General features: G+C 46.6%; 12 protein-coding genes, 1 pseudogene and 1 riboswitch. Of the genes and pseudogenes, 7 read left to right on the top strand and 6 right to left on the bottom strand.

The genetic code is table 11. From position 1 onward, the window contains the following. Positions 1-162: 162 nt before the first annotated feature. Positions 163-1,029 (bottom strand): glutamate racemase, encoded by an 867-nt coding sequence (gene murI / locus AYY17_RS08190; RefSeq protein WP_067422865.1) that lies wholly within the window; start codon positions 1,027-1,029, stop codon positions 163-165. Next, positions 974-2,862: pseudogene (gene btuB / locus AYY17_RS08195) on the bottom strand (TonB-dependent vitamin B12 receptor BtuB). The gene murI and the pseudogene btuB overlap by 56 nt, the downstream one beginning before the upstream one ends. A 62-nt stretch (positions 2,863-2,924) precedes the next feature. Beyond that, positions 2,925-3,103, bottom strand: a riboswitch (cobalamin riboswitch). Between the two features lie 105 nt (positions 3,104-3,208). On the opposite strand from btuB, the gene trmA reads away from it, so the two are divergent. The 6 genes from trmA to AYY17_RS08225 all read left to right on the top strand — a co-directional run bounded on the left by trmA (position 3,209) and on the right by AYY17_RS08225 (position 7,860). Next, complete coding sequence (gene trmA, locus AYY17_RS08200; RefSeq protein WP_067422866.1) at positions 3,209-4,306, top strand: tRNA (uridine(54)-C5)-methyltransferase TrmA; 1,098 nt, start codon at positions 3,209-3,211, stop codon at positions 4,304-4,306. Between the two features lie 437 nt (positions 4,307-4,743). Continuing rightward, positions 4,744-5,433, top strand: a complete 690-nt coding sequence (locus tag AYY17_RS08205) for a DUF4198 domain-containing protein (protein ID WP_067422868.1) — start codon at positions 4,744-4,746, stop codon at positions 5,431-5,433. A 51-nt stretch (positions 5,434-5,484) separates the two neighbouring features. Continuing rightward, positions 5,485-5,946 (top strand): DUF4198 domain-containing protein, encoded by a 462-nt coding sequence (locus AYY17_RS08210; RefSeq protein ID WP_235843682.1) that lies wholly within the window; start codon positions 5,485-5,487, stop codon positions 5,944-5,946. 13 nt (positions 5,947-5,959) lie between these two features. Further along, the gene (gene cbiM / locus AYY17_RS08215; protein ID WP_067422871.1) at positions 5,960-6,592 is read left to right on the top strand and encodes a cobalt transporter CbiM; all 633 of its coding nucleotides are present in this window, start codon (positions 5,960-5,962) and stop codon (positions 6,590-6,592) included. Continuing rightward, positions 6,585-7,301 (top strand): energy-coupling factor transporter transmembrane component T family protein, encoded by a 717-nt coding sequence (locus AYY17_RS08220; protein WP_067422874.1) that lies wholly within the window; start codon positions 6,585-6,587, stop codon positions 7,299-7,301. Before cbiM ends, AYY17_RS08220 begins: the two co-directional genes overlap by 8 nt. Beyond that, positions 7,216-7,860, top strand: a complete 645-nt coding sequence (locus tag AYY17_RS08225) for an energy-coupling factor ABC transporter ATP-binding protein (protein ID WP_067422876.1) — start codon at positions 7,216-7,218, stop codon at positions 7,858-7,860. The genes AYY17_RS08220 and AYY17_RS08225 overlap by 86 nt, the downstream gene beginning before the upstream one ends. A 96-nt stretch (positions 7,861-7,956) precedes the next feature. Here AYY17_RS08225 and AYY17_RS08230 read toward each other — a convergent pair whose 3' ends face one another. Both AYY17_RS08230 and fabR read right to left on the bottom strand, forming a co-directional pair. Next, positions 7,957-8,331 (bottom strand): YijD family membrane protein, encoded by a 375-nt coding sequence (locus AYY17_RS08230; protein ID WP_067422878.1) that lies wholly within the window; start codon positions 8,329-8,331, stop codon positions 7,957-7,959. Between the two features lie 19 nt (positions 8,332-8,350). Beyond that, positions 8,351-9,007 carry an HTH-type transcriptional repressor FabR gene (fabR, locus tag AYY17_RS08235; RefSeq protein ID WP_067422880.1) on the bottom strand — a complete coding sequence of 219 codons (657 nt, stop codon included), beginning with the start codon at positions 9,005-9,007 and terminating at the stop codon, positions 8,351-8,353. A gap of 203 nt (positions 9,008-9,210) precedes the next feature. Here fabR and sthA point away from each other — a divergent pair, with 203 nt between their 5' ends. Continuing rightward, on the top strand, positions 9,211-10,611 hold the full coding sequence (gene sthA / locus AYY17_RS08240) for a Si-specific NAD(P)(+) transhydrogenase (protein WP_067422959.1): 1,401 nt from the start codon (positions 9,211-9,213) through the stop codon (positions 10,609-10,611). Here the strand turns inward: sthA and oxyR are convergent. Together oxyR and AYY17_RS08250 are read right to left on the bottom strand one after the other, a co-directional pair. Beyond that, positions 10,608-11,519 (bottom strand): DNA-binding transcriptional regulator OxyR, encoded by a 912-nt coding sequence (gene oxyR, locus AYY17_RS08245; RefSeq protein WP_067422882.1) that lies wholly within the window; start codon positions 11,517-11,519, stop codon positions 10,608-10,610. The two genes, sthA and oxyR, sit on opposite strands and share 4 nt — an antisense overlap. 111 nt (positions 11,520-11,630) lie before the next feature. Next, complete coding sequence (locus AYY17_RS08250; RefSeq protein ID WP_067422883.1) at positions 11,631-12,839, bottom strand: MFS transporter; 1,209 nt, start codon at positions 12,837-12,839, stop codon at positions 11,631-11,633. Positions 12,840-12,895 lie beyond the last annotated feature (56 nt).

Below are 12,895 nucleotides of genomic sequence, written 5' to 3' on the forward strand. Positions count from 1 at the left end.
TTTGAGTCAAGCGTTGTTTTTCAACTTTTTTCGCTTTTCTCTACTGTCGGCGCGCTTGTCAGCGTGTTGTTCCGTGTCAGTGAGGGCGCATTATAGGGAGTTTCTGTCTGACCGCAAGGGCTAATTTATAAAAATATACTGACTGCTGTTTAATGCAGCAAATCACTCTGTAATTGTTAGTTTTTTCAGCGATTCGAACCCGAATTGCTGCAAAACCGGCAACAATTGCTGTGCAGACTCGTCATTCCGCAAACAATAAGCAATGCATTCTTCTGCTGTAGAGTGATGAGGCTTCTCATTATTATTAATTAACCACTGCACGCGGCGGGCAATTGCCGAACCGGAATCAACCAGCCGGGTACCATCCGGTAACGCCGCTATCAATTCTTCCGCGATTAACGGGAAATGAGTACATCCCAGAACAATAGTGTCCGGCGGCTCTTTCATTTTAAGCCAGGGCGCCAGGATTTCCGCCAGTACATCAGCAGGAACAGCATCACCATACAATTTGCGCTCCGCCAGCTCGACCAGTTCCGCAGAACCTAATAATGTTACCTGACATTCAGAGGCAAAGCGGTCGATAAGCTCCCGCGTATACGCCCGTTTAACAGTGGCTCTTGTTGCCAGCAGCCCGACCACACCATTGCGGGTCAGTTTTGCTGCCGGTTTCACGGCAGGAACCACGCCGACAACCGGGATGTCCGACATTGCCCGCAGCGCAGGCAGCGTAATGGTACTTGCGGTATTGCAGGCGATAACAATGACAGCCAGCGGATGTTGTTTTACGACCTGTCGTACAATGTTAGTCACACGTTCAACAATAAAAGCTTCGGTTTTTTCACCGTAAGGAAAGGCTTCATTATCGAATGCATATATATAGTGGAGATCAGGAAGTAATTTTCTTACTTCCTGATAAACAGATAAGCCGCCCATGCCGGAGTCAAACAGCAGCACTGTCGGGCGGGTTTTCGGATCAGAAGTTGTAGCTTCCGGTAAGGAAGTATTCACGGCCAGCGGTTCGGTAGCCATACGTCGTCTCGTAGTCTTTATCAAGCAGGTTAGCTACTTTACCACGAATTGTAAGATGGTCAGTGATCGGATATGCGGCAGTGATATCAAAAAGACTTACACCACCCAGTTTAGTTTTATTTGCCGCATCATCATAACGTTTACCTATATATTGATACGTCAGCCCCATATCAACATCCGCCACCATCCAGTCAAGCTGATATTTCACCTGCTGCTGTGCGCGGCGAGCCAGACGTTTATCAGTATCTTTATCTTTTGCATCCAGATATTGATAAGTCATCTGATGATGGAAAATCCAGGTATCAAGTTCCCCCGTCCATTCGACACCTTTTATTTTTGCATTCTTAATATTGTAATAAGTACCTGCATATGTAATTGGGTCACTATAGAAATCAATCATGTTATCAACATCATTGTGATAGCCATTTAATTTCCATGATAACGGACCGGTTAATCCCTCCAGGCCTAATTCCCACTGCTTACTTTCCTCCGGCTTTAAATCCGGATTACCTTTTAGATTCCATGCTGAATTATAAGCATAAAGTTGTCCCATTGTCGGGGCTTTAAAACCAGTGGCATAGGAGCCGGTAACGCGGTAGCCATCAACAAATTCCCAGCCAGCGCTGGTCTGCCATGTTGTATGCCAATCTAATTCTGAATGATGATCTGAACGAACCGCTGCTTCAAGAATTACGTCACCTAATTCCTGTTGCCCGGTAAAATAGAGTCCGGTATTTGAAACTGATTTGCTTTCATCCGTAAACGCGGTGCCGGGTTCAACATCCTGTCTCTGATAGTCAATACCCGCATTAATACTGCCGTATCCGATACGGTAGTTATTTCCCCACTGAGCAGAATACTGCTTTGAATTATCCAGTGTTGCACCATCACCATAACGCCCGTAGCGGTTGTCATAGTTGTAATCTTTAACATGGCTATAGCTCATTACTAATTGAGATGAATAATCATCCTGATTAAAAGTCACACCCGCATCATAAGTCCGGTTCTCCAGCTCACGGCGATCACCCGCAGCTTCAGCAAGCGCTGACCCTTTTTCTGATTTAAATGCGAAATATTTACTGCGATTATCATATCCGTAAGCTCTGCCATATACAGCAAAACGATCATCCAGTTTATGGTGCACATCGAGCCAATAGGTTTTATTCATAAAGCCATAATCACGACCACTCGGTGTCACATAACCATCATAGTCATTGCGGATATCAAAGCCTTTAGAATAGGTATAAGAGCCGGCGGCTGTAACCCTCGTATTCTCACCAATCTGTTGCTGGGTTGTCCCGGTATAATTTTGATAACCGTGAGATCCAATACCAGCAGTAACGTTTGAGCCAATATCATCACGGAGAGTAATAATATTTAATACACCACCGATGGCATCAGAGCCATAAACTGCAGAACGCGGACCACGGATATATTCCACCCGCTGAACCAGCGCTATCGGAAACTGTCCTAAATCAGGTTCTCCGGCAATCCCGGCATTATTCAGTCTGACACCATCTATTAATACCAGAAGATGTTTTGCATCCGTTCCCCTGATAAAAACAGAGCTCTTCTGCCCCATCCCCCCGCTCTGCGCCACATCCACGCCCGGTAATCTGCGTAGAACATCCACCACGGAATTTGACTGCCATTTGTCAATTTCTTCGCGGGTAACAACGGTAACAGGGGCTAATACAGAGGAAACCGGCTGTTGGAAGCGGTTTGCGGAAACAATTATTTGATCATCATTGTGTTAGCTGAAACAGAAAAAGATAACGCAGAAAGAACGGCCAGTCCGGTGGCGGACAGCGCGCAAGGTAAAGTAATATTCATTTCCAAAGCACCCACATACATATAAAGAGGATGCCACCCGTAAGCTTTGTAGCGTAAGCATCACGGACGACAAATCTTCGGCAGGTCTTCGGACTCAGGTGGGTATTATTACCCGCAACCACTTCCCGTCTTACGACAGTGTCATTACGTTGCTATTACCATTACCGCTGCGCGCCAGTTCCGGAATTTCACCGGATTCCCTTTTCATTCTTATGAAGAAACCGAGTTATCATGCTACGATCACGCTTCTGACACTGTCCATAGCAGGGTTTCTGAAATGTCGGACAGAACACTTTAATTATTAAGACGCTAACATTTTTTGTGATCAGCAAACCGGGATTGATTCATGCAAAACACGTTACCCATTGAAAACTACGAAAAACAACTCTCAGAAAAGGCAAACCGTCTGCAAGACATGATGAGCCCTTTTCAGGCACCGGATGTGGACGTGTTTGCTTCCCCTGTCTCTCACTACCGGATGCGGGCTGAATTCCGCATCTGGCACGAAGAGGATGATCTCTGGCATATCATGTTTGATCCGCAGACCAAGCAGCGCATCCGCATTGATACCTTTCCGACAGCCAGCCTGCTTATCAACAATATGATGCAGGCCATTCTGCCGTTAATAAAAGAGACACATCTGCTGCGCCACAAGCTTTTCCAGATTGATTATCTGTCAACGCGAAGCAATAAAATTATTGTCTCCATGCTCTATCACAAAAAACTGGATGATAGCTGGACGGCAGCCGCGACAGCGCTGCGGGCACAGTTACAGACCCTGGGGTTTGATATCCAGCTGATTGGCCGGGCGTCAAAAACCAAAATCATGCTGGATAATGATTATGTGGATGAAGTACTGCCGGTCGCTGGTAAAGAGATGATTTACCGCCAGGTCGAAAACAGCTTTACACAGCCGAATGCGGCGGTAAATATTCATATGCTGGAGTGGGCGCTCTCTGCCACGCAAGGCTCACAGGGGGATTTACTGGAGCTTTACTGCGGCAACGGTAATTTCTCTCTGGCACTGGCGCGCAACTTCCGCCGCGTACTGGCAACTGAAATTGCCAAACCATCTGTTGCAGCAGCGCAATATAATATAGAAGCGAACCATATTGATAATGTGCAGATTATCCGGATGTCTGCGGAAGATTTCACACAAGCAATGCAGGGCGCGCGTGAATTTCACCGTCTTGCGGATATCGACCTGACATCCTACGAGTGCAATACGATTTTTGTCGATCCCCCACGCAGCGGGCTGGATGAAGAAACCGTTAAACTGGTGCAGGGCTATGACCGTATTCTCTATATTTCCTGTAACCCGGAAACCTTATGTGAAAATCTGGAGACACTGAGCCAGACCCACAGAATTGAACGCCTCGCCCTGTTTGATCAATTTCCGTACACTCATCACATGGAAAGCGGCGTTTTATTGATCCGGCGCTGATCACTTGTTAATAGTCTTCCTGAAAAGTTCTTGATTTATGATCAAGAACTTTTTTAGTTTATGAGTTTATTTCAACTATCCCCTGATGATATCTGGTCAGCTCTGTTTTTTTCTTTCTTTTTCAGTGTGATTCACTAAGCAATGTATTAACCGGCGTAATTTTCATCATAAAGGTGTATTTGAATTCTTTATATATTCATTCAACGGATGCCCTCTGTTTTTTCAACATTTCCTATACAAAAAATAACCTTGCCGCAATATATTAACAACCGGCCTAAACCAATTAAAGAAATCCATTTGGGTATATAAATATTTAACAATTTACTGTGAGCCATTCCAGATATTAATTATTCCTTTGAATTTTAGGTCTTATTTTTATTTTTACTGACTTATACTCCTGGTCAAATAATCTCACCACTTAATCAAAAGGTATTTTTATGTCTCTGAAGAAAATCACGTTAATTTCAGCCGCTCTGTTATTCAGTAGTTTTCAGGCAAGTGCACATAATATCTGGATTGAAAAATCTGACGGCGCTGAATATGTTGTCCGCTTTGGTCATAACCCGACTGAAAAATATCCTGAAAATAAATTAAAACCTGTTCAGGCTGTTATGCAGGATGGCAAGACAGAAAGTATCAGTACTACATTTAAAGATGGTGAAGCGTACTTTGCCATGCCGGAAAATGCATCAATTATATTATTAGGCTATGACAATGGCGTCTGGAGTAAATTAAAGAACGGACGTACTGTTGAAAAAAATAAAATTGAAGTACCGGATGCTGAGTTCAGTAAAAATCCGATTAAATTCAGTAAGAACATTGTTAAGTGGGATAGTAATGCCACTAAGACCTTCAACACACCTTACGAGCTGGTGCCGATGACCAAACCGGTTGCCGGTCAGGAATTTGAAATCAAAGCGCTGAAAGATGGCCAGCCGCTGGAAGGCATGAAGATTGCCAAAAGTGAAGAAGATCCGGGTGTATTAACCAATAAAGACGGCCTCGCAAAATTCAAAGCTGAAAAAGGCGCAAACAAAGTGTATGCCGAATATAAACTGGATACACCGGATAACAAAGAATATGGATTCCAGCAATTAGAATATGTCTTATCATTTGATGCAGAGTAATTAAACGTTATGAAGTCTATTTACTTATTTATTGCCTTATTAATTAACGGGGTGCTGTTGGCAACAACAGCACAAGCTCACTCCATGCACGTTGTGGCACAATTAGAAGGTAATGTGATCAGCGGGCAATCCTATTATTCAGATATGTCACCGGCAAAAGATACTTATGTCGGCACCTATCTGAAAGGTCACCAGGATGATGAAATATCCGGTAAAACGGATGATAAAGGCTATTTTAAAATCGAAGTACCCGCTACCGGTGAATATGTTTTATATGTTGAAGGCGATGAAGGTCATAAAGTTGAAACTGACGTTCCGGTTATTTCAGCGACCAACAGCAGTAGTGATTCATCTTCCGGTTATATTCAAATCCGTCAGGATATTGATCAGTTAAAAAATAAAATTTATCTGCAAAATATTTTAGGCGGCGTTGGTTATATTGTGGGGATTTTTGGTGTGATTGCCTTCTTCCGTGCCCGTGAACTCACCAAACAGGCCGCTAAAGCCGCATAACAGGAGGACTGACATGCATTTATCAGAAGGCGTATTACATCTTCCTGTTCTTGCCGGTGCCGGTCTGGTTGCGGCGGCGGGTGTCGCCATCGGCGTTCGTCAGCTGGATACGTCGCGCTTGTCTCTGGCGGCCTTGTTCGGTGCGGCGTTCTTTGTTGCCGGCACTATTCATGTGCCTATCGGGGTCAGTAGTGTGCATCTGATCTTAAACGGGCTGGCAGGACTGTTTCTCGGCTGGGCGGTATTTCCCGCTTTTCTTATCGCGCTGGCGCTGCAGGTGCTGTTTTTCTCCTTCGGCGGCTTCGCGGTGCTCGGTGTAAACCTGTGTAATATCTCGATTCCGGCGCTGCTGGTCTATTATCTGTTCCGTAACTCAATGCATCCGGGTCTGAGCCGCGGGCGATTAATCTACCTCGGTATTATGGCGGGCATGCTCGGGACACTGGGAACTGTGTGTCTGACCTCCCTGGCACTGGTACTCGACAGCGGAAAATCGTACATCGATCTGGTCTGGCTGCTGTTTATCGGGCACCTGCCTATCTTTGTGACGGACTCGCTGATAAGTGTCGGGATCCTGCTCGCACTGGCAAAAATGCGTCCGGCATCCCTGGCGGTCAATCAAACTGGTCAGCACAGTTATGGATAAGTGGCTTGCCCCGCACCGGCGTTTACTTATTGCTGTTCTCTGGGCATTTCTTCTCAGTGGTATCCGGCAGACCGACTGGCTGACAGCCGGTCTGTCCGCTGCCTTTGTGTTGTTTATTATCTGCCGCCGCCGTCAGTTAGGTCACTCGCTGCTGACGGTTATCAAGCTGAATATCTTTGTTTTATTCATCTGGCTGACGCTGCCGTGGAAAATAGAGAGTCAGGGAATTGTACAGTCACCGGCAGGCATTTTTCTGGCGACACAAATTACCCTGAAGATGAATGCTATTTTGCTGTTTGTCTCCGCCATGCTGACCAACATGACCGATATTGATCTGGCCTGTGCGGTAAAACGCTATCCTCTGCCGGATAAGCTCATCAAACTGTTTATCCTGACAATCCGCTATATTGCGATTTTCAGTGAAACCAAACAACAGCTTGAAACCGCTATGAAAGCGCGGGGATTTAAAAAAGGGATGAACAAACGGACATTTATGATGCTGTCCCAGTTAGTCGCCCTGCTGCTTATCAAAGCTATGCATAAAGCGGAAACCACAGAAATGGCACTGAAAGCCCGTGGTTTTTATGCGCGTCCATCTTCAATCACGACAAAAAGGTGTGTTAATGACTCCCCAAAGCCCGTTAGTTCAGGTCAGAAACCTTGTTGTCCGTCGCAACACTGCGCCGATAATTCAGGATCTGAACTTTGACCTGAACGCCGGAGAACGATTGTTCCTGTGCGGCGATATCGGCAGCGGAAAATCCACACTGTTACATACCCTGCTCGGCTTTATTCCGTTCAGTGGTGAAATCACCGTATTTGACCAACTCCGTCAGTCAGAAGATGATTTTACAGACATCCGCGGTCCGCTGGGATTATTGTTCCAGCATCCGGATGACCAGCTATTTGGTCCGGGCGTACTGGATGATGTAATGTTCGGCCCGCTGAATATGGGAATGACACAGGATGAAGCACGGGAACGCGCCATAGATTGCCTGGAAATGCTGGATATTATCCATCTGAAAGACCGGGCGGTGACGGAGATTTCCGGGGGCGAGAAAAACTTTACCGCGCTGGCAGGCGTGCTTGCCATGTCGCCGTCAATATTATTGCTGGATGAACCGACTAATGGTCTGAATGAGAAAAATATTCAGCGGCTGGAAAGTATTCTCCGCGGGCTGAATCTGCCGATGATTATTGCCTCCCACAACAGACAGTTTACTGAATCAATGGCACACCGGACTCTCCCGTTTCCCTGCCGTCCCTGACAGCCTGCTTCTGACACTAAAAAAGCCGATCAAGATAAAATGATCGGCTTTTCTGTTTTCTTTGTTTTGTCTTTTATCAGCAGCAATCAGAAACGGTTATTCCGTTACTTCATCCTGACCGGTTTCACGGCGCAGTTTCATCGACCGGTATAACCACAGTGCGATAATCACAATAAATACGGCTGATAAATAGTTTGATCCGGCTTCCGGATACTCCACCCGCAGTAACGCATTATAACTGAACAACCCCAGGAAAAACGTACCTGTCACCAATTTCGGCATGCCTTCAGGCAGCATCTGGTTAAGGTAGCGCTGATGGAAGCAATACACAGCCAGGCAAAGTGCAATGACCGGAAAAATCGAAAACTGAACTAATGAGTTAAATAAAACTGAAAATGTACCGTGCACGGTAAGCCCGACAATAAACGCGAGCAATAAAGTTCCTTTGTCACGGCGGTACTGTTCCGTCATAGCATTCTCCCTGGTAGTGTTAAGTTAAAAGGCTGTCATCAGTGTCATCTGTTTTCTCTTGTTGGCGGCGATACCAGTAATACGCACCACGGGCAATCATCCGCAGTTGTAAGACCAGCCGTACTTCCAGATGCGCGCGCTTATCAAAATCAATATCCAGTGCTTCCGCACCGGCACTGAAGACGATGGTTACCATCGACTCCGCCTGTAGTTCCGTAAACTGGCGCGGCATTTTGCTTTCCAGTTCCAGATAGTCTGCCAGTTCAGCAATAAAATGCTGGATTTCCCGTGCGACCGCCGCACGGAACTCGGCAGATGTGCCGGATCGCTCACGCAATAGTAACCTGAAAGCGTTGGGGTTATTACCGATAAACTCCATAAATGTCGCAACTGATGTCCGGATCACACTCCCGCCTTTTGCGATACGCTGACGTGCCTGGCGCATCAGTTGGCGCAGCATCAGCCCGCTTTCATCAACCATCGTCAGGCCAAGTTCATCCACATCTTTGAAATGGCGGTAAAATGAGGTCGGTGCAATCCCGGCCTCACGGGCGACTTCGCGTAAGCTCAGACTGGTGAAGCTGCGTTCTGCGCTGAGCTGACTGAAGGCCGCTTCAATCAGAGCCCGGCGGGTTTTTTCTTTTTGTTTTGCTCTTACACCAATCACGTTACTCACAGAATTTTGGCTCTCAATTAATTCAGACAGATCAATATAGCAAACTTAATGTTATTTACAGTGATGATTAGTTGATGGCGGCACAATTTCTTATGAAAAAATTCTTCAAACTGTGATGCATCAACCTTACATAATGTAGGCTGATTTATCTTCTGATGTTAAGATGATGTTATTAACTTATGTATAAACAGGTTATCTCTTATATGCAACAGAACCAGTTTGACGCAATTGTCATCGGCTCCGGTCCGGGCGGCGAAGGTGTGGCAATGGGGCTTGTAAAACAGGGAAAACGCGTTGCCGTTGTTGAACGCTACAACAATGTCGGCGGCGGTTGCACCCATTGGGGCACCATTCCTTCCAAAGCGCTGCGCCATGCCGTCAGCCGTATTATCGAATTTAACCAGAATCCGCTGTACAGTGATAACTCCCGGATTCTGAAATCCTCTTTTTCTGACATTCTGGCACACGCCGGACGCGTGATAACCCAGCAAACCGGAATGCGCCGCGGTTTTTATGAGCGCAACGGCTGCACCATGTTCTATGGCGAAGCTGCATTTACAGACACCGGTGATATCCGTGTCCGTTATGCGGACGGCAGCTGTGATATTCTCAGCGCAACTCACACTATTATCGCCACCGGCTCCAGACCTTACTGCCCGCCGGATGTGGATTTCAGTCACCCCCGTATCTATAACAGTGACACTATTCTCTCTCTGACACATGAACCGCGCCATGTCATTATTTATGGTGCCGGTGTGATTGGTTGTGAATACGCCTCTGTTTTTCGCGGGCTGAGTGTAAAAGTGGATTTAATCAATACCCGTGACCGGTTGCTGGCGTTTCTTGACCAGGAGATGTCAGACGCGCTGACTTATCATTTCTGGAACAATGGCGTGGTTATCCGTCAGAACGAAGAATATGAGCGGATTGAAGGCACGGATGACGGTGTGATTGTTCACTTCCGCTCCGGCAAAAAAGTAAAAGCAGACTGTCTGCTCTATGCCAACGGACGAACCGGTAATACGGATGGTCTGGGGCTTGAGCATGTCGGGATCAGTGCCGACAGCCGCGGGCTTATCAGTGTTAATGATACCTATCAGACCAGTAATCCGGCGGTTTATGCGGTCGGGGATGTGATCGGCTACCCGAGTCTTGCCTCTGCAGCTTATGATCAGGGGCGGATTGCTGCCCGTGCTATCACCCATGATGGCGATGCACCGCTGCATCTGATTGAAGATATCCCGACCGGTATTTACACCATCCCGGAAATCAGTTCTGTCGGAAAAACCGAGCAGCAACTGACTGCGATGAAAATTCCGTATGAAGTGGGCCGGGCGCAGTTCAAACATCTGGCGCGGGCACAAATTGCCGGTCTGGATGTCGGCAGCCTGAAAATATTGTTCCACCGCGATACCCGCCAGATCCTCGGCATTCACTGCTTCGGCGAGCGGGCGGCAGAAATTATCCATATTGGTCAGGCAATTATGGAACAAAAAGGGGAAGGTAATACGCTCGATTATTTCGTGAATACCACCTTTAATTACCCGACCATGGCGGAAGCTTACCGTGTTGCCGCCCTTAACGGACTGAACCGGTTATTTTAAACCGGCAGTTCCTGCTGATAATACGCACACATTTTTGCACGGATCGCTTCTGCCAGTTGGCTGTAACGGCTGCGCAGCGGCGAGCCGGGACGATAAACCAGAATCACTTCACGGAAAGGCTCCGGCTCAGAGCAGGAGAGATAACACACGCCATCGCGTTTATGCTCCGGTGGAATAGCCAGATCCGGCAGTAAAGTGATCCCGCTGCCCGCCGCAACCATATTGCGCAACGTTTCCATGCTGGTTGCCCGGAAATGGGTATCTTCTTTCGCACCCGCCTGAAAACAGAACCCCATTGCCTGGTCACGCAGACAGTGTCCGTCTTCCAGCATCAGCAATTTTTCACCCGCCAGCTCATGCATTTCCACATCCTGTCGTGCCGCCCACGGATGATCATCATAAACCGCCAGTTTCATCGGCTCATTAAACAGCGGCTCTTCAATAAATGCGCCGGTTTCTTTCACTCTTGCCAGTATCGCGCAATCGAGCTTTCCGCTGTCGAGTTGCGCCAGCAACTGTTGCGTTTGTGCTTCATGAAGATACATTTCAAGTTTCGGCCAGAGCCGGTGCAGCTCAGGGATAATATGCGGCAGCAGATACGGTGCAATAGTCGGGATCAGCCCGATATGCAGCGGACCGGCCATGCTTTCGCCCTGAAGTGAGGCCATTTCTTCCAGAATTTTCACTTCACGCAGAATGGTCCGGGCCTGATCCACCAGCAACATACCCTGCTGGGTAAATAAGACTTTGCGGCTGGTTCGCTCCAGCAGCATCACACCCAGCTCATCTTCCAGTTTTCTAATCTGTCCGCTCAGGGTCGGCTGGCTGACGTGACATGCATCAGCCGCCCGGCGAAAGTGATTATGCTCTGAAAGTGCAACCAGATATTCCAAATCCCGGATATTCATGCCTGTATCTCCGTCTGCGATTAATAGATAAAATCAATTGATATCCATCATAACGCAACTAAATTGTTAGTCGAGTCTAAATCGCAGTACCGGCAACGGATAAGAAAATACCTATTCAGTTTGTGTGGTATATCTCTTTATCTTGTTAGTTCTCATTAACTTATACGAGAGTACGACGGTTAATCCGGATATTGCAATATATACACCGGCATAGGTCAGATTAAACCCTACCAGGTAACCGATAATTAACGGGGTTAATCCGCCGATAACGGTTGATGATACGTTATATCCGACACTGAGTGTTGTGGTATGCCCTTTTACAATACAAGCGCTGACTGATGACAAAGTGCATGACAACATAGATGCATTCATCGTCAGAATCAGCTGAGCAAAAATAACTAACCAGACAGACTGGCTGCTCAGTAAAAAATAGAGCGGAATGGAAAGAAGCACAACTCCGGATACACCTATTTTAAATACTCTTTCAGCTGAGCTGTATTTATCCGTTAGCCAGCTACAGATAAACATACAAAATAAATATAAACCCGACGATAAGATTCCATAAATCTCCTGCAGTGCCTCAGCTTGTATATGCGTTTTCATCAGAGATGATGACATATTACAGGAGTAAAAAACCGCTGAACCGGGAACGGTCATAAAAAATATAATTATCGTCTGCCGAATATTTATCCGTTTTTTCCATTCCGGACTGACCGCCAGTGTTGGTAACCGGCTACGGAACCAAAAACTCATAAGAATGTTAATCACCCCGAGAAATAACGGAATTCGCCAGCCAAATGTCTGCATCACAACCGGATCCAGTATTTTTTCCAGCGATAATACCAAACCAAGTGACACAATAACTCCGAGTACCGAACTGCCGACAATCAACCCTGATAACCGTGAGTGTTCATTTTCTTTGGCTGTACTAAACAGATAAGTGACCAGAGCCGGATTTTCTCCGGCGAAGCTGAACGAAATCACCATCTGTAATACTAAAATAGCCACCGGGGTATACCCACCCAATATATGTATTGGTAATAATGCCATACATAGTGTTGCGGTTCCTGTAATCAGGCTGGTGAGTATTAAGGCTGATCTTTTTCCTCGTTTATCCGCATAACGCCCGATAATATAACCACCGACAGGACGAGTCAGAAAACGCAGTGCAAATATTCCCCAAACCATTTCTGTTGCGGATTCATAACCCTGTTTCTCAAGCTCTGCACTAAGGTAAACTGAAATAGCGGCAAAAACTGCAATATCATAATATTCCAATGCATTCCCTGCCACGGCTCCCAGCCGATATCTCCATTTCATTCCCTGCTTCCTTTATTTTGCTATATACGGGCTACCGGACAGCCCGTATTGTTATT

The organism is Morganella psychrotolerans (assembly GCF_001676055.1).
In the GTDB taxonomy this organism is placed as follows: domain Bacteria; phylum Pseudomonadota; class Gammaproteobacteria; order Enterobacterales; family Enterobacteriaceae; genus Morganella; species Morganella psychrotolerans_B.